Origin of the sequence: Bisbaumannia pacifica, from assembly GCF_007989625.1 — a bacterium.
GTDB classification, from domain to species: Bacteria; Pseudomonadota; Gammaproteobacteria; order Pseudomonadales; family Halomonadaceae; genus Bisbaumannia; species Bisbaumannia pacifica.
The window spans coordinates 1-24111 of sequence record NZ_BJUK01000047.1 but is presented as its reverse complement, the minus strand read 5'-3'; the positions used below and the strand labels follow the sequence as shown (position 1 = coordinate 24111).

The 24111-nt window shown below is 67.4% G+C and carries 26 protein-coding genes; 8 read left to right on the top strand and 18 right to left on the bottom strand.

The window, feature by feature from the left end; genetic code table 11:
- Positions 1–8 precede the first annotated feature (8 nt).
- Complete coding sequence (locus HPA02_RS15370; RefSeq protein WP_186810007.1) at positions 9–395, top strand: hypothetical protein; 387 nt, start codon at positions 9–11, stop codon at positions 393–395.
- A gap of 195 nt (positions 396–590) precedes the next feature.
- On the opposite strand, the gene HPA02_RS18575 is transcribed toward HPA02_RS15370, so the two are convergent.
- The gene (locus tag HPA02_RS18575; protein WP_146804091.1) at positions 591–1055 is read right to left on the bottom strand and encodes a cold-shock protein; all 465 of its coding nucleotides are present in this window, start codon (positions 1053–1055) and stop codon (positions 591–593) included.
- A 113-nt stretch (positions 1056–1168) separates the two neighbouring features.
- On the opposite strand from HPA02_RS18575, the gene HPA02_RS15360 reads away from it, so the two are divergent.
- Positions 1169–1447: a SlyX family protein gene (locus HPA02_RS15360; RefSeq protein ID WP_146804090.1), complete on the top strand. Its 279-nt coding sequence runs from the start codon at positions 1169–1171 to the stop codon at positions 1445–1447.
- Between the two features lie 73 nt (positions 1448–1520).
- On the opposite strand, the gene trxB is transcribed toward HPA02_RS15360, so the two are convergent.
- The 3 genes from trxB to HPA02_RS15345 all read right to left on the bottom strand — a co-directional run bounded on the left by trxB (position 1521) and on the right by HPA02_RS15345 (position 3578).
- Entirely contained in the window at positions 1521–2471 is a 951-nt protein-coding gene (gene trxB / locus HPA02_RS15355; protein ID WP_146804089.1) for a thioredoxin-disulfide reductase, read from the bottom strand.
- A 148-nt stretch (positions 2472–2619) separates the two neighbouring features.
- Positions 2620–3222: a peroxiredoxin gene (locus HPA02_RS15350; protein WP_146804088.1), complete on the bottom strand. Its 603-nt coding sequence runs from the start codon at positions 3220–3222 to the stop codon at positions 2620–2622.
- A gap of 146 nt (positions 3223–3368) precedes the next feature.
- Entirely contained in the window at positions 3369–3578 is a 210-nt protein-coding gene (locus HPA02_RS15345; RefSeq protein ID WP_146804087.1) for a zinc ribbon domain-containing protein, read from the bottom strand.
- A 149-nt stretch (positions 3579–3727) separates the two neighbouring features.
- Between HPA02_RS15345 and acnA the strand changes: the two genes are divergently transcribed.
- The gene (gene acnA / locus HPA02_RS15340; protein WP_146804086.1) at positions 3728–6472 is read left to right on the top strand and encodes an aconitate hydratase AcnA; all 2745 of its coding nucleotides are present in this window, start codon (positions 3728–3730) and stop codon (positions 6470–6472) included.
- Between the two features lie 177 nt (positions 6473–6649).
- Here acnA and HPA02_RS15335 read toward each other — a convergent pair whose 3' ends face one another.
- From HPA02_RS15335 to radC, 10 genes are all read right to left on the bottom strand, one after another.
- The gene (locus tag HPA02_RS15335; protein ID WP_146804085.1) at positions 6650–8317 is read right to left on the bottom strand and encodes an NAD-dependent malic enzyme; all 1668 of its coding nucleotides are present in this window, start codon (positions 8315–8317) and stop codon (positions 6650–6652) included.
- Positions 8318–8487: 170 nt separating this feature from the next.
- Positions 8488–9501, bottom strand: coding sequence for a tryptophan--tRNA ligase (locus HPA02_RS15330; RefSeq protein ID WP_146804084.1), 1014 nt, complete (start codon positions 9499–9501; stop codon positions 8488–8490).
- Between the two features lie 96 nt (positions 9502–9597).
- Positions 9598–10713, bottom strand: coding sequence for an alanine dehydrogenase (gene ald / locus HPA02_RS15325; protein ID WP_146804083.1), 1116 nt, complete (start codon positions 10711–10713; stop codon positions 9598–9600).
- Between the two features lie 139 nt (positions 10714–10852).
- Positions 10853–11293 carry an acyl-CoA thioesterase gene (locus HPA02_RS15320; protein ID WP_146804082.1) on the bottom strand — a complete coding sequence of 147 codons (441 nt, stop codon included), beginning with the start codon at positions 11291–11293 and terminating at the stop codon, positions 10853–10855.
- The gene (locus HPA02_RS15315) at positions 11290–11622 is read right to left on the bottom strand and encodes a putative signal transducing protein (protein WP_146804081.1); all 333 of its coding nucleotides are present in this window, start codon (positions 11620–11622) and stop codon (positions 11290–11292) included. The genes HPA02_RS15320 and HPA02_RS15315 overlap by 4 nt, the downstream gene beginning before the upstream one ends.
- Positions 11623–11629: 7 nt before the next feature.
- The gene (locus tag HPA02_RS15310) at positions 11630–12820 is read right to left on the bottom strand and encodes a class I SAM-dependent rRNA methyltransferase (RefSeq protein ID WP_146804080.1); all 1191 of its coding nucleotides are present in this window, start codon (positions 12818–12820) and stop codon (positions 11630–11632) included.
- 116 nt (positions 12821–12936) lie between these two features.
- A complete protein-coding gene (gene mutM / locus HPA02_RS15305; protein ID WP_146804079.1) occupies positions 12937–13758 on the bottom strand; it encodes a bifunctional DNA-formamidopyrimidine glycosylase/DNA-(apurinic or apyrimidinic site) lyase in 822 nt (273 codons plus the stop codon).
- A gap of 118 nt (positions 13759–13876) precedes the next feature.
- Positions 13877–14032 carry a 50S ribosomal protein L33 gene (gene rpmG / locus HPA02_RS15300; protein WP_129140669.1) on the bottom strand — a complete coding sequence of 52 codons (156 nt, stop codon included), beginning with the start codon at positions 14030–14032 and terminating at the stop codon, positions 13877–13879.
- A 25-nt stretch (positions 14033–14057) separates the two neighbouring features.
- Positions 14058–14294, bottom strand: a complete 237-nt coding sequence (rpmB, locus tag HPA02_RS15295) for a 50S ribosomal protein L28 (protein WP_146804078.1) — start codon at positions 14292–14294, stop codon at positions 14058–14060.
- Between the two features lie 281 nt (positions 14295–14575).
- The gene (radC, locus tag HPA02_RS15290; RefSeq protein WP_146804077.1) at positions 14576–15250 is read right to left on the bottom strand and encodes a RadC family protein; all 675 of its coding nucleotides are present in this window, start codon (positions 15248–15250) and stop codon (positions 14576–14578) included.
- 111 nt (positions 15251–15361) lie between these two features.
- Here radC and coaBC point away from each other — a divergent pair, with 111 nt between their 5' ends.
- The 5 genes from coaBC (at position 15362) to slmA (ending at position 20152) form a co-directional block, all read left to right on the top strand.
- Positions 15362–16621 carry a bifunctional phosphopantothenoylcysteine decarboxylase/phosphopantothenate--cysteine ligase CoaBC gene (gene coaBC / locus HPA02_RS15285; RefSeq protein WP_146804076.1) on the top strand — a complete coding sequence of 420 codons (1260 nt, stop codon included), beginning with the start codon at positions 15362–15364 and terminating at the stop codon, positions 16619–16621.
- A 14-nt stretch (positions 16622–16635) separates the two neighbouring features.
- Complete coding sequence (gene dut, locus HPA02_RS15280; protein ID WP_146804075.1) at positions 16636–17106, top strand: dUTP diphosphatase; 471 nt, start codon at positions 16636–16638, stop codon at positions 17104–17106.
- A 29-nt stretch (positions 17107–17135) separates the two neighbouring features.
- Positions 17136–18518, top strand: a complete 1383-nt coding sequence (locus HPA02_RS15275) for a phosphomannomutase/phosphoglucomutase (protein ID WP_146804074.1) — start codon at positions 17136–17138, stop codon at positions 18516–18518.
- Between the two features lie 30 nt (positions 18519–18548).
- Entirely contained in the window at positions 18549–19451 is a 903-nt protein-coding gene (gene argB / locus HPA02_RS15270; protein WP_146804073.1) for an acetylglutamate kinase, read from the top strand.
- Positions 19452–19534: 83 nt separating this feature from the next.
- Complete coding sequence (gene slmA / locus HPA02_RS15265; RefSeq protein WP_146804072.1) at positions 19535–20152, top strand: nucleoid occlusion factor SlmA; 618 nt, start codon at positions 19535–19537, stop codon at positions 20150–20152.
- 185 nt (positions 20153–20337) lie between these two features.
- Here the strand turns inward: slmA and rpoH are convergent, their stop codons facing one another.
- From rpoH to ftsY, 4 genes are all read right to left on the bottom strand, one after another.
- Positions 20338–21204, bottom strand: coding sequence for an RNA polymerase sigma factor RpoH (rpoH, locus tag HPA02_RS15260; protein ID WP_146804071.1), 867 nt, complete (start codon positions 21202–21204; stop codon positions 20338–20340).
- Positions 21205–21316: 112 nt separating this feature from the next.
- Complete coding sequence (gene ftsX, locus HPA02_RS15255; RefSeq protein WP_146804070.1) at positions 21317–22291, bottom strand: permease-like cell division protein FtsX; 975 nt, start codon at positions 22289–22291, stop codon at positions 21317–21319.
- Entirely contained in the window at positions 22288–22956 is a 669-nt protein-coding gene (gene ftsE / locus HPA02_RS15250; protein WP_146804069.1) for a cell division ATP-binding protein FtsE, read from the bottom strand. The genes ftsX and ftsE overlap by 4 nt, the downstream gene beginning before the upstream one ends.
- 8 nt (positions 22957–22964) lie before the next feature.
- Positions 22965–24111: signal recognition particle-docking protein FtsY (gene ftsY / locus HPA02_RS15245; protein WP_146804068.1), on the bottom strand; the 1147-nt coding region annotated here is incomplete at its 5' end.

The following is a 24111-nucleotide window of genomic DNA, read 5'->3' as shown; positions in this document are numbered from 1 at the left end:
AGGCGATCATGGAACACTATCCAGATATCGAGATTTACCTGGCCGAGCTCGACCACGAGCGCCTCAACGCCTGGCTGGGGGAGCGTCTCGATGCCCCGCCCCTGGCCCCCGCGGGTCGCGGCAAGTGGCGCACCCGTGGCCGCTGTCAGGGCGACTGCGTGCCGGTGCTGCTGGTGGAGAAGGCCGCCGACGGCTTCGCCAGCCTGTGGTTCGACAGTCCCGCCACGCCCTGGGCGGATGATCGCGCCTGCGCCCAGGAGGCGGCTCAGGCGCTCGGCTGCGAGGTGCGCTGCTCCCTGGGCGGCTGGCAACCCGGCGATGACCCGGACCGCTTCTGGCGGGTGCGCCCTGGGCAGGAGGGGGAGGTCTTTCACTGGCCCGACTCCGGCCAGTGACGGCACGGCCCCGGAAACGACAACGCCCCGCCGAGGCGGGGCATTGTGTTTGAGACCCTGGGAGGGGTGCCAAATAAAACGCGCCGAGCGATGATCAGACAAGGCGGAAGGTCGTCGAGAGAGCGGAGTTTACTTTAGTAAATGAGCATCTCGAAGCGACCTTCCAACACCGTATGATCGAGCACAGGCCGTTTTTCAAGTGATTACGGTGACATCGTCGGCTTGAAGCCCCCGCTCATTCTCGATCACCTGGTAACGCACCTTCTGCCCCTCGGCCAGGGTCCGGTGCCCCTTGCCGCGAATGGCCCGAAAATGCACGAAGACATCCTGGCCATTGCCGCGGGTGATAAAGCCATACCCCTTGTTGACGTTAAACCATTTCACCTCACCGATCTCGCGATCATCGGCCTCCACCTCGGCCAGGGTCGCCAGCTGCGGCGTCAGCAGATTGACCGCCAGGGTCGCCACCAGCAACGACAGGAAGACCGCGGCGGCCGCCGCCAGATAGGTGGCCGCCACCTCGCCGGAGGCGAGCAGCTCGCCGAGCAGGTTCGCCAGCTCGGCATTGGCCTGAGCCACCAGTACGGCCACCAGCAGCGGGGCCGGGGTAGCGAGCAACAGGCTGATCAGGCTACAACGAAGCAATACCTTGTGATTCATGGACCTCGACTTCTCTTGTTATGAAGACAGTAAAAGCGCCAGCACGGCGGCGACGAGAAGCGGCGTCCGGGCACGACAACGATGCCGGTAACAACCACGATGAAGGTGCCGCGATGCATGACGAGACAGACCCGAGCGATTCTAGCACGCCAAATCCAGCCCCGCTCGCCCGGCTGGAAGCCCGCCTGGAGGCGCTGGAGAGCCGCATCGCCTATCAGGAGCATTGGCTGGAAACCCTGGACGGGGCGGTGGCCGACAAGGAACGCCGGCTGGATCAGCTGGAGCGCCTGAGCCAGCTGATGCAGGCCCGCTTACGGGAGCAGCACCGTGCCTTCCAGGAACAGGAAGGGGGAGACTACTCGCCCGAGGACGAAGTGCCGCCCCACTACTAGATAAGAGTCAATCGCCCCCATGGCCAGGCCATAGGGGCGATGCGGCATCAGGCGCCGTGCCTCAAGCGTTTGGTTAGAGCTCGTCGAGGAAACGCTCGGCGTCGAGGGCGGCCATGCAGCCGGTGCCGGCGGAGGTCACCGCCTGGCGATAGACATGGTCCATGACGTCGCCGGCGGCGAAGACGCCGGGCACGCTGGTGGCGGTGGCATTGCCGTCGAGGCCCGACTTGACCTGGATATAGCCGTTGTTCATCTCCAGCTGACCCTCGAAGATGCCGGTGTTGGGGCTGTGGCCGATGGCGATAAAGAGCCCCGGCGCCTGGACCTCCTTGGTGCTGTCATCCAGGGTCGAGCGGAGGCGCACCCCGGTCACGCCGCTGTTGTCGCCCAGCACCTCGTCCAGGGTGTGGTTCCACTCCAGCACGACGTTGCCGTTCTCGGCCTTCTCGAACAGCTTGTCCTGGAGGATCTTCTCGGCGCGCAGGCTATCGCGGCGATGCACCAGGGTCACCTTGGAGGCGATATTGGAGAGGTAGAGCGCCTCTTCCACGGCGGTATTGCCGCCGCCCACCACCACCACCTCCTGGTTGCGGTAGAAGAAGCCATCGCAGGTGGCGCAGGCCGAGACCCCCTGGCCCATGAACTGCTGCTCGGAGGGCAGCCCCAGGTAGCGGGCGCTGGCACCGGTGGCGATGATCAGGGCATCGCAGCGGTAGGTGCCGCTGTCGCCCTTGAGGGTAAAGGGCCGCTCGCCCAGGCTCACCTCGTTGATATGGTCGAACAGCACCTCGGTATCGAAGCGCTCGGCGTGACGCTTCATGCGCTCCATCAGTTCCGGCCCCTGAACGCCGTTCTCGTCGCCGGGCCAGTTATCCACATCGGTGGTGGTGGTCAGCTGCCCCCCCGCTTGGATCCCAGTGATCAGCAGCGGCTTGAGATTGGCACGGGCCGCATAGACGGCGGCGGTATAGCCGGCCGGGCCGGAACCGAGAATGATCAGGCGTTCATGGCGTACTTCGCTCATCGGAAACCTCGTCGCGTCATCAAGGGCGGGATGCTCTGATCTGGGCCCGGGCGGGGAGGCGGACTCAGATCACAGCACCGACGGCATTGTAACACTGCCCAGAACGTAAAGAGGCGGCCCGCAGGCCGCCTCCTCACATCGGGGTCGCTTACAGGGCTTCTGCGTTAGCGCCCAGGTACTTGGCCACGCCTTCGGCGTCGGCCTGCATACCTTCCTTACCCTCTTCCCAGCCGGCCGGGCAGACTTCGCCGTGGGTCTGGTGGTGCTTGAGGGCCTTGACCATGCGCACCATCTCGTCGACGTTGCGGCCCAGCGGCAGGTTGTTGACGACCTGGTGCTGAACGACGCCATCTTCGTCGATCAGGAAGGACGCGCGCAGGGCGACGCCGGCTTCCGGATGCTCGATGCCGTAGGACTGAGCGATGTCGTGCTTGACGTCGGCGACGATCGGGAAGCCGACTTCACCGATGCCACCGGCCTCCGGAGAGGTCTTGCGCCAGGCGTAGTGGGTGAACTGGGAGTCGATGGAGACACCGATCACCTCGACGCCCAGGTCACGGAAAGCGGCCAGACGGTTGTCGTGGGCGATGATTTCGGACGGGCACACGAAGGTGAAGTCCAGCGGCCAGAAGAACAGGACGCGGAGCTTGCCGTTGCTGTCGGAGAGCTTGAAGTTCTCGACGATCTCACCGTTACCCAGAACGGCTGCCGCTTCGAAATCCGGGGCTTGACGACCAACCAGTACGCTCATGCAAATCTCCTTAACGAGAATGGGTGTTGCTGTCGTGAACTTGAACGGGGACTAGACTAAGGTGGGTGTCCCCATATGGCAATTTAATAAGCCCAATAGGACATATAGCCGGACCCTATCTGCGGCCGATGACGACGCCATGACGACTAGACGACCTCGTCGTCACGCCCCAGGGTCACCTCCACCGACTCCCCATCGTCGGCGGCGACCTCCACCCTGACTTGGATCGGCGCGCAGCAGCGCGGGCAATCTTCCCAGGTCTGGTGACTGCCCTGACTGGCATCCACCAGCAGGTCGAAGGCGGTGCTACAGTAGGGACAGTGCACGGCCAGAGAATTCAGCATTTCTTCATGCATGCCAGGCTCCCCGCACACCGCCGGGCGAGTGAAGAGATGGGGGCGGTGCGCACTGCCTTCAAGTCTAGCCGCCCCTCGCCTTGAAGACGCCTTCCGTTATGCCCATGTGATACTCATGGATGCTCGACCCCCTCGATAAGGAGGAGCGCATGAACGCGACCACGCCGAACTGCCGGCAGACCCTGGACGCCGCTGGCATCACCTACCATTACTTCAGCCTGCCCAAGGCCGCCGAAACCCTCGGCGATATCGCCCGCCTGCCCAAGACCCTCAAGATCCTGCTGGAGAACCAGCTGCGCTTCGCCGGGGACGACAGCGTCTCGGTGGAGGACATGCAGGCCCTGGTCGACTGGCAGCGCCAGGGCCGCTCCGACCGGGAGATCGGCTATCGCCCGGCCCGGGTGCTGATGCAGGACTTCACCGGCGTGCCCGGGGTCGTCGACCTGGCCTCCATGCGCGCCGCCGTGGAGGCCCTCGGCGAGGACCCGGCCCGCATCAATCCCCTGTCGCCGGTGGACCTGGTGATCGACCATTCGGTGATGGTCGACAAGTTCGGCAACCCCACGGCCTTCAGGGACAACGTGGCCATCGAGATGGAGCGCAACCACGAGCGCTACGAGTTCCTGCGCTGGGGCCAGCAGGCCTTCGACAACTTCCGGGTGGTGCCGCCGGGCACCGGCATCTGCCACCAGGTCAACCTCGAGTACCTGGGCAAGACCGTCTGGACCAAGGAGGAGGACGGCACGACCCTCGCCTACCCCGATACCCTGGTGGGCACCGACTCCCACACCACCATGATCAACGGCCTGGGCGTGCTCGGCTGGGGCGTCGGCGGCATCGAGGCCGAGGCGGCCATGCTCGGCCAGCCGGTGTCGATGCTGATCCCCGAGGTGATCGGCTTCCAGCTCACCGGCAAGCTGCGCGAGGGCATCACCGCCACCGACCTGGTGCTGACGGTCACCGAGATGCTGCGCCAGAAGGGCGTGGTGGGCAAATTCGTGGAGTTCTACGGTGACGGCCTGGCCGACCTGCCGCTGGCCGACCGCGCCACCATCGCCAACATGGCCCCGGAATACGGCGCCACCTGCGGCTTCTTCCCGGTCGACGACGAGACCCTCACCTACTTGCGCCTGACCGGCCGCGACGACGCCCAGTTGGCCCTGGTCGAGGCCTACTGCAAGGCCCAGGGGCTATGGCGGGAGCCCGGCGACGAGCCGACCTTCAGCGACACCCTGCACCTCGACCTGGGCGAGGTGGAGGCCAGCCTGGCCGGGCCCAAGCGGCCCCAGGATCGCGTCGCCCTGCCCCAGGTCCCCGCGGCCTTCGCGCGCTTCCTGCGCGACGATGGCAAGGCCGCCGACACCGCCAACGAGAACGGCAAGCTCGCCTCGGAGGGCGGCCAGACCGCGGTGGGCGTCGAACGCAGCTACGAGCATGCCGACAGCCAGGCCGTCGACCTGGACGGCCAGCAGTTCTCTCTCGACCCCGGCGCCGTGGTGATCGCCGCCATCACCTCCTGCACCAACACCTCCAACCCCAGCGTGATGATGGCCGCGGGCCTGCTGGCGCGGAAGGCCCGGGAGCGGGGCCTGACCACCCAGCCCTGGGTCAAGACCTCCCTGGCGCCGGGTTCCAAGGTGGTCACCGATTACCTCGAGGCCGGCGGCTTCCGCGAGGACCTGGAGGCCCTGGGCTTCCACCTGGTGGGCTACGGCTGCACCACCTGCATCGGCAACTCCGGCCCCCTGGCCGAGCCCATCGAGCGCGCCATCGAGGCCGGCGATCTGGCGGTGGCCTCGGTGCTCTCCGGCAACCGCAACTTCGAGGGCCGGGTCCATCCGCTGGTCAAGACCAACTGGCTCGCCTCGCCGCCCCTGGTGGTGGCCTATGCCCTGGCCGGCAATATGCGCCTCGACCTTAGCCGCGATCCACTCGGCAGCGACCGGGATGGCAACCCCGTCACCCTCAAAGACCTGTGGCCCAGCCAGGCGGAGATCGCCGAGGCGGTGACTCGGGTCAACACCGCGATGTTCCACAAGGAGTATGCCGAGGTCTTCGACGGCGACGACGCCTGGCGGAGCATCGAGGTGCCCGAGAGCCGGGTCTACCAGTGGTCGACGGACTCCACCTATATCCAGCATCCGCCCTTCTTCGCGGGCATGGGACGCCAGCCCGAGGCCATCGACGACGTCGAGGGGGCCCATATCCTCGCCCTGCTGGGCGACTCGGTGACCACCGACCATATCTCCCCGGCCGGGGCCATCAAGCCCGACAGCCCCGCCGGGCGCTACCTGCAGGAGCGCGGCGTCAAGCCGGTGGACTTCAACTCCTACGGTTCACGCCGCGGCAACCACGAGATCATGATGCGCGGCACCTTCGCCAATGTGCGCATCAGAAACGAGATGCTCGACGGCGTGGTGGGCGGCGAGACTCGCCATGTGCCCAGCGGCGAGCAGCTGGCGATCTATGACGCCGCCATGCGCTACCAGCAGGAGGGCACCCCCCTGGTGGTGATCGCCGGCAAGGAGTACGGCACCGGTTCCTCCCGCGACTGGGCGGCCAAGGGCACCCGGCTGCTCGGCGTGCGCGCGGTGCTGGCGGAGTCCTTCGAGCGCATCCACCGCTCCAACCTGATCGGCATGGGGGTGGTGCCGCTGCAGTTCCCCGAGGGCGAGAGCCGCGAGACGCTGGGCCTGACCGGTGACGAGCGGGTCTCCATCGCGGGGCTTTCCGAGCTGACCCCGGGCGGCAAGGTCAGGGTGACCATCGCCTCCGACCAGGGCGAGAAGCACCTCGAGGCGCTGTGTCGCATCGACACCGCCAATGAGCTGGAGTACTACCGCCACGGCGGCATCCTCCACTATGTACTGCGCAAGATGATCGGTTCGGCCTGAATAGGTTCGGCCTGAATAGGTTCGGCCTGAATAGGTTCGGCCTGAATAGGTTCGGCCTGAATAGGTTCGGCCTGAACGGGCTCGGTTTGACGGCGTAGCGCCTCCCCCTGACGCAACGGGCCCCGCCAGATGGCGGGGCCCGTTGCGTTACCCGGTCGTCACTTAGGCAAGCCCGGCTTAGAAGGCCCGGCGACGATACTCTCGGTAGCGGGGGTACCAGAAGTTGGCCTCGATGGCCGCCTTCAGGGTGTCGTCGTCGCTGCGCAGCGCCACGCCCTCGGCCTGGGCCTGCTTGGCCACGTCGAAGGCGATGGCCAGGCTGACCTCGCGGATCTCCGACAGGGACGGCAGCAGGGCGCCCTGGCCCTCCTTGACCATGGGGGCACTCTTGGCCAGGGCATTGGAGGCGGCCATCAGCATGCCGTCGGTGATTCGGCTGGCCCCGGCGGCGATCGCCCCCAGGCCGATGCCGGGGAAGATATAGGCGTTATTGCACTGGGCGATGGGGTAGGTCTGGCCATCGAGCGCCACCGGCGCGAAGGGACTGCCGGTGGCCACCAGGGCCTGCCCCTTTGTCCAGGTCAGCACCTCCTCGGGGGTGGCCTCCACCTTGGAGGTGGGGTTGGAGAGCGGCATCACCAGGGGCTGCTCGCAGCCGGCGTGCAGCGCCTCGATCACCTCCCGGGTAAAGAGGCCGCGCTGGCCGGAGACGCCGATCAGCACCGTGGGTCCGGCCTGCCGGATCACCCCCAGCAGGCTGGTATCGGTGAAATTAGCGGCGTCGTGGGCCAGGCGCGCCTGGAAGTCGTGCAGCTCCTGCATGTCACGGGTCAACAGGCCGTGGCGATCCACCATGAAGATCCGCGCCCGGGCCTCGGCCTCGTCGAGGCCCTCGCTCTGCATGGCCAGCACGATCTGCTCGGCGATGCCGCAGCCGGCGGAGCCGGCGCCGACGAAGGCGACCCGCTGCTCGCTGACCTTCTCGCCCTTGGCCTTGCAGGCGGCCAGCAGGGTGCCCACGCAGACCGCGGCGGTGCCCTGGATATCGTCGTTGAAGCAGCACAGCTCGTCGCGGTAGCGCTCCAGCAGCGGCATGGCATTGGTCTGGGCGAAGTCCTCGAACTGCAGCAGCACCTTGGGCCAGCGGCGCTTCACCGCGGCGATAAAGTCGGCGATAAAGGCGTCATACTCGGCCTGGGAGACCCGCGGATGGCGCCAGCCCATGTACATGGGGTCATCGAGGAGCTGCTGGTTGTTGGTGCCCACGTCGAGGGTGATGGGCAGGGTATAGGCGGGGCTGATACCGCCACAGGCGGTGTAGAGGGAGAGCTTGCCGATGGGAATCCCCATGCCGCCGATGCCCTGATCCCCCAGGCCCAGGATGCGCTCGCCGTCGGTGACCACGATCACCTTGACGTTGTCCTTGGTGGCGCTGCGCAGCATATCGTCCATATGCTCGCGATCCGGGTAGCTGATAAAGAGCCCGCGGTGGTTGCGGTAGATATTGGAGAACTCCTCGCAGGCCTCCCCCACCGTCGGGGTATAGATGATCGGCAGCATCTCCTCCAGGTGCTCCTCCAGCAGCCGGAAGAAGAGGGTCTCGTTGTCGTCCTGGATGGCGCGCAGGTAGATATGTCGGTCCAGGTTGGTCTGGCACTGCTGGTATTGGCGGTAGGCCCGCTCCGCCTGCTCCTCGATGGACTCCACGTTTTGCGGCAGCAGCCCCACCAGATTGAAGGCGATGCGCTCCTGGAGGGTAAAGGCGCTGCCCTTGTTGAGCAGCGGCATCTCCAGCAGAGAGGGGCCGGCATAGGGTACATAGAGGGGACGCTTGGTCTCGTTCATCTCTCGTCTCGCGCTGTTCTGTATGGGATTTTGGGCCGTTTGGCGCTCTGCCGGCGCCTTCTCTCATGGTTGCGAGCTTAGCATGCCCGTATACAAAATCACCCACCCGGCCGGGGGCACGGGTGGGTGAGCGCGCCCCTTCGGGGCCGAGTGGCAGGCAGCGACGAGTGCTAGACGAAGCGCCCCAGCCCCACCGCCTGGCGCAGGCGATCCATGGTCGGCGCCGCCTCGGCCCGGGCTCGCTCGGCGCCCTTCATCAGCACCGACTCGATATGGCCGGGATCCTCCATCAGCGCCTGATAGCGCTCCCGGGGCTCGCGCAACTGTTCGTTGAGGTACTCGAAGAGACGGTTCTTGGCGTCGCCCCAGCCGATGCCGTTGGCGTACTCCTGGCGCATCGCCTCGGCCTCCTCGGCGCTGGCGAAGGCGGAGTAGATCTGGAACAGGGTGCAGGTATCCGGATCTTTGGGCTCGCCGGGCTCCAGGGAGTTGGTCTTGATCTTGCGCACCAACTTGAGCAGCTTCTTCTCGGCCACGAACAACGGGATAGTGTTGTTGTAGCTCTTGGACATCTTGCGACCATCCAGGCCGTTCAGCACCGCCACCTTGTCGTCCACCACCGCCTCGGGGAGGGTGAAGAAGTTGTTCTTGAAGAGGTGGTTGAAGCGTCCCGCCATGTCCCGGGCCATCTCGATATGCTGGATCTGGTCGCGGCCCACCGGCACCTTGTTGGCGTTGAACATCAGGATGTCCGCGGCCATCAGCACCGGGTAGCCGAACAGGCCCATGGTGATGCCCTTGTCCGGGTCCTGGTTGCCGGCCTCCTCGTTCTCGGCCACCGCCGCCTTGTAGGCGTGGGCGCGGTTCATCAGCCCTTTGGCGCAGACGCAGGAGAGCATCCAGGTCAGCTCGGGAATCTCGGGAATATCCGACTGACGATAGAAGATGGCGTTGTCGGTATCCAGGCCCAGGGCCAGCCAGGTGGCGGCGATTTCCCGCCGTGACTCCTGCACCCGCTTGGGGTCCTGGCACTTGATCAGGGCGTGGAAGTCGGCGAGGAAGTAGTAGGACTGGACGTTGGGGTCCTGGCTCGCCGCGATGGCCGGGCGGATGGCCCCCACATAGTTGCCGAGGTGGGGCGTGCCGGTGGTGGTGATACCGGTAAGAACGCGTGTCTTGGTCATGAAATCGATGGGCTCTGTCGGGATCGTTGACGAATGGGCCCATCTTAACGCGGCGCCCCGATCAAGGCGACCGGGGCGCCCACGGCGCAGCCTGGTTTAGCCGACCACGGAGGCGGGATCGACGCTCTCCAGGCCGAAGGCCTCGGCCACGGCGGCATAGGTGACCCGGCCCTGGTGCACGTTGAGCCCCGGCAGGAAGTGGGGGTCGTCGGCCAGGGCCCGTTTCCACCCCTTGTCGGCCAGGGCAATCACGAAGGGCAGGGTGGCGTTGGTCAGCGCCTGGGTGGAGGTGCGCGCCACCGCCCCGGGCATATTGGCCACGCAATAGTGGACGACCTCGTCCACCACATAGGTGGGCTCGGCATGGGTGGTGGGCTTGCTGGTCTCGAAGCAGCCGCCCTGATCGATGGCCACGTCCACCAGCACGCTGCCCGGCTTCATCTCGGCCAGCATGGCGCGGGTGATCAGCTTGGGGGCCGCGGCCCCGGGCACCAACACGGCGCCGACGATCAGGTCGGACTCGCGCACCACCTCGTCCAGGGCATCGGCGGTGGAGAAGACCGTTTTCATGCGCCCCTGGTAGCGGTCGTCCAGGGTCTCCAGGCGCGGGATCGACTTGTCCAGCACCGTTACCTCGGCGCCTAACCCCAACGCCATGCGCGCAGCGTTCTCGCCCACCACGCCGCCGCCGATCACCGCCACCCTCGCCGGTGCCACCCCGGGCACCCCCGGCAGCAGGATACCGGCGCCGCCCTGGGCCTTCTCCAGGCTATGGGCGCCGGCCTGGATGGCCATGCGTCCGGCCACGGTGCTCATGGGCGCCAGCAGCGGCAGGCCGCCCTGGCGATCGGTGATGGTCTCATAAGCGATGCAAGTGGCGCCGCTCTCCATCAACCCCCGGGTCAGGGCCTCCTCGGCGGCCAGGTGCAGGTAGGTGAAGAGGGTCTGGCCGGCGCTCAGCCGCGCCACCTCCTCGGGCTGGGGCTCCTTGACCTTGAGGATCAGCTCGGCCTCGCGCCAGAGTGTCGCCACCTCGGCTTCCAGCTCGGCCCCGGCGGCCCGGTAGTCGGCATCGGGGAAGCCAGCCCCCTCCCCGGCGCCGGCCTCTACCGTCACCCGATGCCCTCGGGCCACCAGCTCGCGAGCCCCGGTGGGGGTTAGGGCCACTCGGTATTCGTGGTTCTTGATCTCCTTGGGAACGGCGATCTTCATGGCACCTCCTGATCAACATCGGTGACTGGCGTGGGATCATGCTCTCATTACAGCACAGCCATGCAATCACGATAGTTCCACGGAGATATTTAGAGATATCTCTTGAATCACGGAATTGATACAGAAATTTCGCCCGAGATCAGCGTGCTTCACAGACCAGGGCGGCACCGTAGCGTTCGCGGAAGGTCGCCGGCAGGCGCCGGGGGCGCCCGCTGGATAGCTCGATGCAGGCGAAGCGGGTGCGGGCCCGCAGCAGGGTACGGTCATCGGCGGGGCGGCGCAGCTGGAAGCGCCGGGTCAGGGTCAGGCGACCGTCGCTGGCGACGATCCAGGTGGCCAGGGCCAGCCGCTCTCCTTCGAAGGCCGGCGCCAAGTAGTCGATCTCGTGACGATGCACCGCCATGCCACGATCCAGGGCTCGGTAATCCTCCAGGGTCAGGCCCAGGGAGGCGGAGTGGGCCCAACTGACCCGCTCGATCCAGCGCAGGTACTCGGCGTTGTTGACGTGGCCATACTCGTCGATGGCGGCGGCCTCCACCTCGAGCTCGAGGACGAAGGGCTCCGATAGGTCCCAGCTCATTCCTGGCCTCCGTCCCTGGGGGTGCCGCACCGCCAGCAGGACTCGAAGACGCCCTCCAGGCGCTCGCCGCAGCCCGGGCATTCCCAGGCGGGACCATGGGCAGCGCCCTCCAGGGCGTCACGAATCAGCGCCTCGGCCCGGGCGGCGTTATGGCGGGCCACCCAAACCTCCGGCTCGCACTCCCCCAGGGGCAGCTCGCCAGCGCCGCCCCCCAGGGTCATGTTGCGCAGCTCCGCGGGGATACCGGCGGCCGTCAGCAGGTTATGCAGATGGCTCACCAGTAGCCCGTTGCTATGGGCAAAGACCCGCACATAGGAGGGCGCCGTCATCGCTCCCTCAGTCCCGGAAGACCCGGACGCCCAGGGCCTTGAGGTAGCTGGTTTCCGGAATGGCCGGATGCACCGGGTGATCCGGTCCCTGGTGGCCCTGGTAGATCACCTGCCCGTGGCGATCCTGGTGACGCACCGCGCCACGCACCACATCCACCAGCCGCTCGGGGGCCAGGTGCATGGAGCAGGAGGCGGAGAGCAGCAGGCCATCGCGGCCCAGCAGACGCATCGCCTCGCGGTTGAGCCGCGAGTAGGCGCGCTCGCCGTTGGGGATGTCCTTGCGCTTCTTGATAAAGGCGGGCGGGTCGAGGATCACCACGTCGAACTGCTCGCCGTCGGCCTTGAGGGCGGCCAGGGCCTCGAAGGCATCGCCCTCACCCACCGCCACCTGGTCGGTCAAGCCATTGAGGGCGGCGTTCTCGGCGACCCGCTCCAGGGCCTGAGCGGAGGCGTCCACGCAGAGCACCTCGCGGGCGCCATGGGCGGCGGCCTGCACGCCCCAGCCACCTACATAGCTGAACAGGTCGAGCACGCGCTTGCCGGCCACCAGGCCGTTGAGCCAGGCGCGATTGCTGCGGTGATCATAGAACCAGCCGGTCTTCTGGCCATCCAGTACCGGGGCCACGAAACGCACACCGTTCTCCTCCAGCAGCACCTGGTCGGGCAGCTCGCCATGGACGACCTCCACCTGAGCCTCGAGCTGCTCCTGGCGACGCCCCGAGGAGTCGTTCTTGAAGACGATGGCCCGCGGCGAGAGGACCTTATCCAGGGCCGCCACCACCTCCTCGGCGAGGCGCTCCATGCCCAGGGTATTGAGCTGCACCACCAGCACATCGTCGAAGCGGTCCACCACCAGGCCCGGCAACAGGTCGCCCTCGCCATGGACCAGGCGATAGAACGGCTTGGCATAGAGGCGCTCGCGCAGGCCCAGGGCCTGCTTGAAGCGGTGCACCAGCAGGGAGCGGTCGAGGCGCACCTCGGCATCCCGGGAGACCACCCGGGCGCAGATCAAGGAGTGGGGGTTCACGTAGGCGATCCCCATGGCCTTGCCATTGGCCGCCTCGATTACCGCCTGGGCTCCGGGCTCGATGCCCTTGAGGGGCGTGGCCTCGATATCGATCTCGTTGGAGTAGAGCCACAGGTGGCCCGCCTTGAGACGGCGGTCGGCATTCTTCTTCAGGCGCAGGCGTTCGGTCACGGAGCTCTCCGTCAAGCAGACGTTTGGTTCATGGGGCATTGTACCCCAGGAGGAGTTGTAAGGGGTGGGGCTAACCTGAGGACAGGCCGTCGCGGGGCACTGTGCCAGGCAATAAATCAGTGTTGGCAGGCGGCGCAGTAGACGCTGGCTCGCTGGCCGAGGGTCACCAGGCGCAGCTCGGCACCGCAGCGCTGGCAGGGCTGGCCGTCACGCCCATAGACGTTGAGGCGCTGGGCGAAGTAGCCCGGCTCGCCGGTACCGCTAACGAAGTCGCGCAGGGTGGTGCCGCCCTGGGCGATGGCGGCGGCGAGTACCTCGCGCACCGTCGCGGCCAGGCGTTCGTAGCGCTCCTGCGAGATACGCCCGGCGGCGCGGCGCGGATCGATACCCGCCAGGAAGAGCGCCTCGCTGGCGTAGATATTGCCCACGCCCACCACCACGGCATTGTCCATCAGGAAGGGTTTCACGCTCAGGCGACGTCCTCGTGACAATCGGTAGAGGCGCGCCCCGTCGAAGGCCTCGGAGAGGGGCTCCGGTCCCAGCCGTGCCAGACGCGGGTCGCTCTCGGGGCCTCCCTGGAGCCAATCGACGAAGCCGAAGCGGCGCGGGTCGTGATAGCGCAGCACGCCGCCATCGTCGAGCACCAGGTCAATATGGTCGTGCTTGCGGGGCAGCTCGCCGAGGCGAGCGATACGCAGGCTGCCAGACATGCCCAGGTGCCAGACCAGGCTGCGGGGGTCGTCCGCCAGCGGCATCAGCAGGTACTTGGCGCGGCGCCCCAGGGCGCCGATGCGCGTCCCCACCAGGGCGTTCTCCAGCCCCTCGGGCACCGGGGTACGCAGGCGCCGCTCGCGCACCCGCACCTCGCGGATCTCGCGTCCCTCGACATGGGGCGCGATTCCCCGCCGCGTCGTCTCGACCTCAGGCAATTCCGGCATATCTCGATCGCCTCCTTATCGACTGCTGGCTCCTCGGTACCGGTCGGATACGCAAGAACCCGGTCGTGACCGGGTTCTCGGGGCAGGCCGACTCGCCTGCGGTGGAAGCGATCAAGACTTACTTGATCTTGGCTTCCTTGTACATCACGTGCTTGCGGACGACCGGATCGTACTTCTTGAATTCGAGCTTGTCCGGAGTGTTCCGCTTGTTCTTGTTGGTGGTGTAGAAGTGGCCGGTACCGGCGCTGGACACCAACTTGATCTTGTCACGCATGACAGCTTCTCCCAGGAGTTAAGACTTAGATGCTTTCACCGCGCTTGCGGATATCGCCGAGCACCGCTTCGATGCCCTTCTTGTCGATGATGCGCATGCCTTTGGAGGAGACGCGCAGCTTGACGAAGCGCTTCTCGGACTCCACCCAGAAACGGTGGCTGTGCAGGTTCGGCAAGAAACGACGACGGGTCTTGCGCTGGGAGTGTGAAACGTTATTACCAGTCACCGGGCGCTTGCCGGTAACCTGACATACTTTGGACATGGGAGCCTCCAACCGCGTGGCGAGTTGTTCAAAACCTGTCGGGCAAACCGGGAAGGGCGAACGGCAGGTCACCGCCTCATGCCCCCTACATTTAACCCAAGGGAATTCAAAGGCTGCACTTTATACCAGACGCGGAAAGACACGGCAAGCGCCGTGCGTTGTTCCGCCCCGGGCGGCAGCTCGGGATTCGCACTCGGAGCCGGCAGTTGCCGGCAAAATTGTCGGGGACAGCGAGGCCATCGGGGCGCCATCCTACCCCAAGCGGGGCGGGCGTTCCAGCGTTACAGCCAGCCCCGCTCGGCGAAGGAGACCACCTCGGCATCGCCCACCACGAAATGGTCCAGCACGCGGATCTCGAAGAACGCCAGGGCCGCCTTGAGGCGCTCGGTGATACGCCGGTCCGCGTCGCTGGGCTCGGCCACCCCCGAGGGATGGTTATGGGCGAAGATCAGCGCCCCGGCACCCAGTTCCAGGGCGCGCCTGGCCACTTCACGAGGATAGACGGAGGCGCCGTCGAGGGTGCCCCGGAACAGCGACTCGAAGCGGATCACCCGGTGCTGGCTGTCCAAGAAGAGGGCCGCGAACTCCTCATGACCCAGGTGACGCAGCCGCGAGGCGAGATAGGCGCGCACCAGGGTCGGCGAGGTCAGGGCCGCCTCTCTAGCCAGCTGGCTGGCCAAATGCCGCCGGGAGAGCTCCAGGGTGGCCTGCAACTGCACGAACTTGGCCATGCCCAGGCCCCGCTCGGCGCAGAAGCGCGCCTGGTCGGCCTCCAGCAGCGGGCGCAGGCCGCCGAAGGCGCTCAGCAGGTCCCGGGCCAGGTCCACCGCCGAGCGCCCGGACACCCCCACCCGCAGGAAGATCGCCAGCAGCTCCGCATCGGAGAGCGCCTCGGAACCCAGTGCCAGGAGCTTTTCCCGGGGGCGCTCCCCCTCCGGCCAGTCACGAATCGACATCAGGTGCCTCCTTGCACGGCCTGGACCTTCTCCCAGTGTAGGCGCCATAACTACGCAAGGCGGGGCGCCGGTGGTAAGGTAGGCGCCTGGATTTTTCGTGCGGATACCGCCATGTCTTCACTCTCCGGCACCTCCCTCGCCGGCACTCCCCTGGCCGGCCGGCGCGTCCTGCTGGGCATCAGCGCCGGCATCGCCGCCTACAAGAGCGCTCACCTGGCCCGACTGCTGAAGAAGGCCGGCGCCGAGGTGCGCGTGGTCATGACCGAGGGCGCCCAGGCCTTTATTACCCCCCTGACTCTCCAGGCCCTGACCGGCGAGCCGGTACGCACCTCCCTGCTCGACCCCGAGGCCGAGGCGGGCATGGGCCATATCGAGCTGGCCAAGTGGGCCGAGCTGATCCTGATCGCCCCGGCCACCGCCGACCTGATGGCGCGCCTGGCCCAGGGCATGGCGGACGACCTGCTCACCACCCTGTGCCTGGCCAGCGCGGCCGACTTGGTGATGGCCCCGGCCATGAACCAGGCCATGTGGCGCCACCCGGCAACCCAGCGCAACGCCCAGCGCCTGCAGGCCGACGGCTGGCGCCTGCTGGGCCCGGACGCCGGCGACCAGGCCTGCGGCGACGTGGGGCCGGGGCGCATGCTGGAGCCGGAAGAAATTATCGCCGACCTGGAGGCGGCCGAACGCCACCCCGCCGCCGGGCGCCATGTGGTGATCACCGCCGGCCCCACCCGCGAGCCCCTGGACCCGGTGCGCTACCTCTCCAACCACAGCTCCGGCAAGATGGGCTATGCCCTGGCCGAGGCCGCCGCGGCCCTGGGCGCCAGGGTCACCCTGATCAGTGGCCCGGTCACCCTGGCGACCCCCGCCGGGGTGGAACGCCTCGACGTGGAGAGCGCCGCCGAGATGCACTACGCCGCCCAGCGCCTGGCCGGCGAGTGCGACCTCTTTATCGGCTGCGCGGCGGTGGCGGACTATCGCGCCGAGCAGGTGGCCGAGCACAAGATCAAGAAGACCGATGACGACGACGGCCTGACCCTCAGGCTGGTCAAGAATCCGGATATCATCGCCGCCGTGGCGACCCGCGCCGACCGACCCTATGTGGTGGGCTTCGCCGCCGAGACCCGCGATGTGGAGCGCTACGCCCGGGACAAGCTGACCCGCAAGAAGCTCGACATGGTGGTGGCCAACGACGTCTCCCGGGCCGGCCTCGGTTTCGGTGCCGATGACAACGCCGCCCTGCTGCTGTGGCGCCAGGGCAACCGGGAGGCCCGCCGCGAGCTCCCCCCCCAATCCAAGCGCGACCTGGCCCGGGCGATCCTCGAGACCGCCCTGGAGGCCCAGGCGGCACCCCAAAACGCCCCCCGATAAGCACAGGTTTCTTCATGACCCATCACGCCTCCCGCCCGCGCCTGGCGGTCAAGATTCTCGACGAGCGCGTCCGCGAGTTCGGCCTGCCCCACTACGCCACCGAGGGCTCCGCCGGCATGGACCTGCGCGCCCTGCTCGACGCCCCCCTGACCCTGGCCCCCGGCGAGTGCCAGCTGGTGCGCACCGGCCTGGCCATCCATATCGCCGACCCGAGCCTGGCCGGGATGATCCTGCCCCGCTCCGGCCTGGGCCATAAGCACGGCATCGTGCTCGGCAACCTGGTCGGCCTGATCGACTCCGACTACCAGGGCGAGCTGATGATCTCGGTATGGAACCGCGGCCAGGCCGACTTCACCCTGGAACCCTTCGAGCGCCTCGCCCAGTACGTGCTGGTGCCGGTGGTGCAGGCCGAGCTCGAGGTGGTCGACGACTTCGCCGCCAGCGACCGTGGCACCGGCGGTTTCGGTAGCTCCGGCCGTCGCTGAACGCCTCCCCGTTAGCCAAGGAACGCCCCATGACCCAGGTCCCCGCCTCCATCTTTCGCGCCTACGATATCCGTGGCATCGTCGACGACAGCCTGACCGAGACCAATGTGACCCGCATCGGCCAGGCCATCGGCAGCGAGGCCCGCGCCCGTGGCGAATCCACCCTAGTGGTGGCCCGTGACGGCCGCCTCTCCGGGCCGCGCCTGCAGGCCGCCCTGATGCAGGGCCTGACCCAGGCCGGCTGCGACGTCATCGATATCGGCATGGTGCCCACCCCGGTGCTCTACTACGCCACCCATGTGCTCGACGGCACCGCCTCCGGGGTGATGGTCACCGGCAGCCATAACCCGCCGGATTACAACGGCTTCAAGATCGTGCTGGGGGGCGAGACCCTCTCCGGCGAGGCGATCACCGCCCTGCATACCCGCCTCGCGACCGGCGAGCTGAGCAAGGGCCAGGGCGGCATCCGCCAAGAGGACGTACGCGAGGCCTATCTGGCACGCATCCTCGGTGATGTGCGCGTCGAACGCCCCCTCAAGGCGGTGGTGGACTGCGGCAACGGCGTGGCCGGCGAGCTGGGCCCGCAACTGATCGAGCGCCTGGGCGTGGAGACGATCCCCCTCTATGCGGAGATCGACGGTACCTTCCCCAACCACCACCCGGACCCGGGCAAGCCGGAAAACCTGGTGGACCTGGTCCGCCGCGTGCGGGAGACCGGCGCCGATATCGGCCTGGCCTTCGACGGCGACGGCGACCGCCTGGGCGTGGTCACTCCCACCGGCGAGCTGATCTACCCGGACCGCCTGATGATGGCCTTCGCCGAGGCGCTACTCGAGGAGAGCCCCGGCGCCCGGGTGATCTTCGACGTGAAGTGCACCGGCAACCTGGCCCGGGTGATCGAGGCCGCCGGCGGCACCCCGGAGATGTGGCGCACCGGCCACTCGCTGATCAAGGCGCGCATGAAGGAGACCGGGGCGGCGCTCGCCGGCGAGATGAGCGGCCATATCTTCTTCCAGCAGCGCTGGTACGGCTTCGACGACGGCCTCTACGGCGCCGCCCGCCTGCTGGAGCTGCTCTCCCGCCAGGCCGCCGACGCCGATGCCTTCTTCGCCCGCTACCCCCAGGACCTGGGCACCCCGGAGCTCAATATCACCGTCACCGACGAGAACAAGTTCGCCCTGGTGAGCCAGCTAGCCCGGGAAGGCGACTTCGGCGACGACGGTGTCAAGACCACCCTGGACGGCATCCGCGTCGACTACCCGGACGGCTGGGGGCTGTGCCGCGCCTCCAACACCACCCCGATGCTGGTGCTGCGCTTCGAGGGCAAGAGTGAGGCGGCCCTGGCGCGCATCCAGGGGCGCTTCGGCGCGGCCCTGAAGGCCATCGCCCCGGAGCTGACCCTGCCCTTCTGAATCACCACGATCGACACCAAGGACACGCCCATGACCGACCAACAGACCCGCGACCCCCAGCTCACCGTGGAGGTGCTCTCCGAGGCGCTGCCCTATATCCAGCGCTTCTCCGGCAAGACGGTGGTGGTCAAGTACGGCGGCAACGCCATGACCGAGGACACCCTGATCGACTCCTTCGCCCGGGACATGGTGCTGCTCAAGGAAGTGGGCATCAATCCGGTGGTGGTGCACGGCGGCGGCCCCCAGATCGGCGACCTGCTGGCCAAGCTCAATATCGAGTCGCGCTTCGTCAACGGCATGCGGGTCACCGACGCCGAGACCATGGACGTGGTGGAGATGGTGCTGGGCGGCCTGGTCAACAAGGGCATCGTCAACCTGATCAACCAGTGCGGCGGCAAGGCCATCGGCCTGACCGGCAAGGACGGCAGCCAGATCCGCGCCCGCCAGCTCAAGGTGGAGCACCAGTCGCCGGAGATGACCGCCCCGGAGATCATCGATATCGGCCATGTGGGCGAGGTGGAGCATGTCTCCACCGACCTGATCGAGATGCTCGCCGAGCGCGACTTCATCCCGGTGATCGCCCCCATCGGCGTCGATGACGAGGGCCATAGCTACAATATCAACGCCGACCTGGTGGCCGGCAAGGTGGCCGAGGCCCTGGGCGCCGAGAAGCTGATGCTGCTGACCAACGTGGCCGGCCTGATGAACGGCGAGGGCGAGGTGCTGACCGGCCTCTCCACCCAGGACGTGGACGCCCTGATCGGCGACGGCACCATCCACGGCGGCATGCTGCCGAAGATTCGTTGCGCCCTGGAGGCGGTCAAGGGCGGCGTGCAGAGCGCCCATATCATCGACGGCCGGGTGCCTCACGCCACCCTGCTGGAGATCTTTACCAATGCGGGGGTCGGCACCCAGATCCTAGACACCGAGTGAGGCTCCCCCGGGCGGCGTGATTTGCGCCGCCCCCCGGGCCTGATTAGGATGAGCCCATCGCATGGAATAATCAGAAGATGCTCATGACGCAGGAAGCTACCAAGATCAATCGCCGCGAGCAGATCCTCCAGGCCCTGGCCCTGATGCTCGAAGAGGACAGCGGCAAGCGCATCACCATCGCCGCCCTGGCGCGCCAGGTGGGCGTCTCCGAGGCGGCCCTCTACCGTCACTTCCCCAGCAAGGCGCGGATGTTCGAGGGGCTGATCGAGTTTATCGAGGAGAGCCTCTTCGCACGGATTCGGCGCATCCTCGACGAGACCCCGGAGGCCCTGCCCCGCTGCCAGCAGATTCTCACCCTGCTGCTGGGCTTCGCCGAGAAGAACCCGGGGCTGTCGCGGCTGCTGGGCGGCGACGCCCTGACCGGCGAGACCGCCCGGCTGCGGCTGCGCATGCACCAGTTGTTCGAGCGCCTGGAGACCCAGTTCAAGCAGATCCTCCGCGAGGCGGAGATCCACGAGGGGCGCCGCCCGGTGCTCGGCGCCAGCAGCGCCGCCAACCTGCTGCTCGCCCATGTGGAGGGGCGCATCAGCCAGTACGTGCGCAGCGACTTCCGGCGCCGCCCCACCGAGTTCTGGGAAGATCAGTGGCAGCTGCTCTCCGCCGGTCTGCTCACCGAGGCACGCCAGGCGCAGACGGCTTAGGTCGGGTAAGCGAGCCCGTAGGTCGGTAAGTCAGGCGAGCGCACCCGACGCTCTCGGAGCCGCCAACACCCGGCTTACCCACCCCATAACCAAGAACCCCCGCGGGCGTCCCGGCGGGGGTTCTTGGTTTCAGGCGCCTTCGGCGCCAATCGCGTACCGAAGTGCGCTCCTGCGATTGATCGCGATCAGGCCACCAGGGCGTCGCCGATCCGCTGCTTGATCTTCTTCATGGCGTTCTTCTCCAACTGGCGGATACGCTCGGCGGAGACGCCATAGACATCGGCCAGGTCGTGGAGGGTCGCCTTGGGCTCGCTGAGCCAGCGGCGCTGGAGGATATCCCGGGAGCGCTCGTCGAGCTCCTCCAGGGCCTGCTGCAGGCGACGGGTCGCCCCCGCCTCCCAGTCGCTGTCCTCCAGTTGCACCGCCGGGTCATAGCGACCGTCCTCCAGGTAGTGCACCGGCGCCTGGTAGCCCTGTTCCTCCTCCTCGGCGGGAGAGGCATCGAAGCCGGCGTCATAGGCGGAGAGACGCCCTTCCATCTCGCGAACCACCTCCGGCTTGACGTCGAGGTCCTTGGCGATGGCATCGACCTCGTCGTTGTTCAGCCAGGCCAGGCGCTTCTTGGCGCTGCGCAGGTTGAAGAACAGCTTGCGCTGAGCCTTGGTGGTGGCCACCTTGACGATGCGCCAGTTGCGCAGCACGTACTCGTGAATCTCGGCCTTGATCCAGTGCACGGCGAAGGAGACCAGGCGCACCCCCTGATTGGGGTCGAAGCGCTTGACCGCCTTCATCAGGCCGACGTTGCCTTCCTGGATCAGGTCCGCCTGGGGCAAGCCATAGCCGGAGTAGCTGCGGGCGATATGCACCACGAAGCGCAGGTGGGCCAGGACCAGGCGGCGTGCCGCCTCCAGGTCGCTCTCATCATGCAGGCGATAGGCCAGCTCGCGCTCTTCCTCGGCGGAGAGCACGGGAATGCCGTTGACGGCCTGGATATACCCGTTCAGATCATGGCCCGGTGACAACTGGCCAACAGGCAGAAGACGAGTGCTCATAGGGTGCGTGTCTCCAAGATGCCTTTAACTCACGACAACGTTAGGTAACTAATGACTGCCCGCTTTGACCCCAGGATAGACGAGGGGTTCCCGAGCGGGCCGGTACCGCTTGCTAGCGGGGGCGGATGCTCGCCAGGTGACGTCCCACGGCAATCCAGGCCCCCAGCCAACCCAAGAGTGTACTGCAAAGCAGCAGCGTTGCCGAGCCCGCGACATCCAGCCGCGGCATGGCGAAATGAGCCCCGTAACTGACGGCCAGGGCCGAGACCGGGGTGGCCAACCAGTGACCGCCCAGATTGAGTAGCCCCAGCGCCAGCAGGCCACCGCCCAGGCCATACCAGGCGCCGCTGTAGAGGAAGGGCCTGCGCACGAAGGCGTGGGTGGCACCGATCAGGGTCACCACCTCGATCTCCTGGCGGCGACTCTCTACCGCCAGGCGGATGGTGTTGCCGACGATCAGCAGCACCCCCAGGCCGAACAGCAACGCCAGGGCCAGGGCGACGCGGCGCCCCAACTCGGCCAGCTGGGCCAGGCGCTCCACCCAGGCCAGGTCCAGGCGCACCTCCTCGACACCGGTGACGGCCTCCAACTCGTCGACCAGGGCCTGCATGGCCGCCGGCGCCTCCTGACGCGGCATCACCACCACGCTGGCGGGCAACGGGTTGCTCTCGAGCCGCCCCAGGGCATCGCCCAGGCCGAGGGCCTGCTGGAACTCCGCCATGCCTTCGGCGGCGGTGATCAGGCGCACCGCCGCCACGTCGTCATGGGCGCCCAGGGCCTCGGCGATGCGCATCGCCTCGCCCTCGCCGACCCGGGGCTCCAGGTAGGCGGTGAGGGTGGCGCTCTCGGCCAGCTCGGCGTCCAGCAGGCGAGCGCTGTCGAGCATCAGCCAGAGGCCCGCCGGCAGCACCAGGGCGATGGCAATGGCCAGCATGGTCAAGAGGCTACCCAGGGGCTGACGCACCAGGCGCCGGGCGCTGTCCAGGCCCATGGCCCGATGGTGGCGCCCCCAGGCACGCAGGCGGCTGGAAGCCTGGGTCCGCTGGCTGCGGGCACCGCGCCGGGCGGGCGTATCGTCACGGCTCATGCGGCCTCCTCGTCGGCCACCAGGCGCCCCTCGCGCAGGCGCAGGATGCGATGGCGCAGGCGGGCGATCAGCGCCAGGTCGTGGCTGGCAATCATCACCGTGGTGCCGATGCGATTGAAGTCCTCGAACAGCGCCATGATATCCGCGGAGAGCTGGGGATCCAGGTTACCGGTGGGCTCGTCGGCCAGCAGCAGGGCCGGCTTGTTGACCACCGCCCGGGCGATGCCGACCCGCTGCTGCTCGCCCCCGGAGAGCTCGATGGGCAGCGCCTTCTCGCGATAGAGCAGGCCCACCTTGTCGAGGGCGGCACGCACCCGACGGGCGATCTCCCGGGGTTCCATGCCCTGGATCTCCAGCGGCAGGGCCACGTTGGCGAAGACGCTGCGATCGAAGAGCAGTTGGTGATCCTGGAAGACCACGCCGATCTGGCGACGATAGAAGGGCAACTGGCTGGCATGCAGGCGCTCGATATCGTGGCCGGCCACCAGCACCCGGCCGCGGCTGGGGCGCTCCAGGCGCATGATCAGCCGCAACAAGGAGCTCTTGCCGGCCCCGGAGTGGCCGGTCAGGAAGACCATCTCGCCGCGGCGCACCCGGAAGTCGAGATTGGCCAACGCCTCGAAGCGCCCGCCGTAGCGCTTGCCCACATGCTCGAAGACGATCATCGGCGGGCTCAGGCGTCGTCGCGCCGGGCGTCGTCACGCTCGAAGAGCGCGCCGACGAACTCCTCGGCGGCGAAGGAGCGCAGGTCGTCCAGGGACTCGCCGACGCCGATATAGCGGATCGGCGTGCCCAGCTGCTTGGCCAGGGCGAAGATGATGCCACCCTTGGCGGTGCCATCCAGCTTGGTCAGGGTGATGCCGGTGACCGGCACCGCCTCGTTGAAGGTGCTGGCCTGGGCGAGGGCGTTCTGGCCGGTCCCGGCGTCGAGCACCAGCATCACCTCGTGGGGGGCCTGGGCGTCCAGCTTGCCCATCACCCGTCGCACCTTCTTGAGCTCCTCCATCAGGTGCCCCTTGTTGTGCAGGCGGCCGGCGGTATCGGCGATCAGCACGTCCACCTGGCGGGCCTTGGCGGCGGCCAGGGCATCGTAGATCACCGAGGCGCTGTCGGCACCGGTATGCTGGGCGATCACCGGCACGCTGTTGCGCTCGCCCCACACCTTGAGCTGCTCCACGGCGGCGGCGCGGAAGGTATCGCCGGCGGCCAGCATCACGCTACGCCCCTCGGCCTGAAAGTGCTTGGTGAGCTTGCCGATGGTGGTGGTCTTGCCGACGCCGTTGACGCCCACCATCAGGATCACGAAGGGGCCCTCGCCCTTGGGCGGCAGGTCGAGCGGCTTGGCCACCGGCGCCAGCAGGGCGGTCAGTTCCTCCTGCAGGGCCTGGTAGAGGGCCTCCGAATCCTTGAGCTCCTTGCGGGAGACCCGGTCGGTAAGGCTATCGATGATCTCGGTGGTGGCCTCGATGCCCACATCGGCCAGCAGCAGCTGGGTCTCCAGCTCCTCCATCAGGTCATCGTCGATCTGCTTCTTGCCCAGGAAGAGGTCGGCGATGCCATCGGTCAGGTTGGCGCGGGTCTTACCGAGCCCCGCCTTGATCCGTGCGAACCAGCCCTTCTTCTTGGGCGCCTCCTCCGGCTCGGCCGCCGCCACCGGCTCAGGCTCGGGCTCGGGCTTATCGACGGCCTCAGCCTCAGGCTCGGGCTTATCGACGGCCTCAGGCTCAGGTTCAGGCTCAGGCTCAGGCTCAGGCTCAGGCTCAGGCTCAGGCTCAGGCTCAGGCTCAGGCTCAGGCTCAGGCTCAGGCTCAGGCGAGACA

What these genes read in the sequence shown, in the direction of transcription:
- HPA02_RS15370 (WP_186810007.1), top strand. Translation starts at nt 9, where the DNA reads ATGGAACACTATCCAGATATCGAGATTTACCTGGCCGAGCTCGACCAC.
- HPA02_RS18575 (WP_146804091.1), bottom strand. Translation starts at nt 1,055, where the DNA reads ATGAATCACAAGGTATTGCTTCGTTGTAGCCTGATCAGCCTGTTGCTC.
- HPA02_RS15360 (WP_146804090.1), top strand. Translation starts at nt 1,169, where the DNA reads ATGCATGACGAGACAGACCCGAGCGATTCTAGCACGCCAAATCCAGCC.
- trxB (WP_146804089.1), bottom strand. Translation starts at nt 2,471, where the DNA reads ATGAGCGAAGTACGCCATGAACGCCTGATCATTCTCGGTTCCGGCCCG.
- HPA02_RS15350 (WP_146804088.1), bottom strand. Translation starts at nt 3,222, where the DNA reads ATGAGCGTACTGGTTGGTCGTCAAGCCCCGGATTTCGAAGCGGCAGCC.
- HPA02_RS15345 (WP_146804087.1), bottom strand. Translation starts at nt 3,578, where the DNA reads ATGCATGAAGAAATGCTGAATTCTCTGGCCGTGCACTGTCCCTACTGT.
- acnA (WP_146804086.1), top strand. Translation starts at nt 3,728, where the DNA reads ATGAACGCGACCACGCCGAACTGCCGGCAGACCCTGGACGCCGCTGGC.
- HPA02_RS15335 (WP_146804085.1), bottom strand. Translation starts at nt 8,317, where the DNA reads ATGAACGAGACCAAGCGTCCCCTCTATGTACCCTATGCCGGCCCCTCT.
- HPA02_RS15330 (WP_146804084.1), bottom strand. Translation starts at nt 9,501, where the DNA reads ATGACCAAGACACGCGTTCTTACCGGTATCACCACCACCGGCACGCCC.
- ald (WP_146804083.1), bottom strand. Translation starts at nt 10,713, where the DNA reads ATGAAGATCGCCGTTCCCAAGGAGATCAAGAACCACGAATACCGAGTG.
- HPA02_RS15320 (WP_146804082.1), bottom strand. Translation starts at nt 11,293, where the DNA reads ATGAGCTGGGACCTATCGGAGCCCTTCGTCCTCGAGCTCGAGGTGGAG.
- HPA02_RS15315 (WP_146804081.1), bottom strand. Translation starts at nt 11,622, where the DNA reads ATGACGGCGCCCTCCTATGTGCGGGTCTTTGCCCATAGCAACGGGCTA.
- mutM (WP_146804079.1), bottom strand. Translation starts at nt 13,758, where the DNA reads ATGCCGGAATTGCCTGAGGTCGAGACGACGCGGCGGGGAATCGCGCCC.
- rpmG (WP_129140669.1), bottom strand. Translation starts at nt 14,032, where the DNA reads ATGCGTGACAAGATCAAGTTGGTGTCCAGCGCCGGTACCGGCCACTTC.
- rpmB (WP_146804078.1), bottom strand. Translation starts at nt 14,294, where the DNA reads ATGTCCAAAGTATGTCAGGTTACCGGCAAGCGCCCGGTGACTGGTAAT.
- radC (WP_146804077.1), bottom strand. Translation starts at nt 15,250, where the DNA reads ATGTCGATTCGTGACTGGCCGGAGGGGGAGCGCCCCCGGGAAAAGCTC.
- coaBC (WP_146804076.1), top strand. Translation starts at nt 15,362, where the DNA reads ATGTCTTCACTCTCCGGCACCTCCCTCGCCGGCACTCCCCTGGCCGGC.
- dut (WP_146804075.1), top strand. Translation starts at nt 16,636, where the DNA reads ATGACCCATCACGCCTCCCGCCCGCGCCTGGCGGTCAAGATTCTCGAC.
- HPA02_RS15275 (WP_146804074.1), top strand. Translation starts at nt 17,136, where the DNA reads ATGACCCAGGTCCCCGCCTCCATCTTTCGCGCCTACGATATCCGTGGC.
- argB (WP_146804073.1), top strand. Translation starts at nt 18,549, where the DNA reads ATGACCGACCAACAGACCCGCGACCCCCAGCTCACCGTGGAGGTGCTC.
- slmA (WP_146804072.1), top strand. Translation starts at nt 19,535, where the DNA reads ATGACGCAGGAAGCTACCAAGATCAATCGCCGCGAGCAGATCCTCCAG.
- rpoH (WP_146804071.1), bottom strand. Translation starts at nt 21,204, where the DNA reads ATGAGCACTCGTCTTCTGCCTGTTGGCCAGTTGTCACCGGGCCATGAT.
- ftsX (WP_146804070.1), bottom strand. Translation starts at nt 22,291, where the DNA reads ATGAGCCGTGACGATACGCCCGCCCGGCGCGGTGCCCGCAGCCAGCGG.
- ftsE (WP_146804069.1), bottom strand. Translation starts at nt 22,956, where the DNA reads ATGATCGTCTTCGAGCATGTGGGCAAGCGCTACGGCGGGCGCTTCGAG.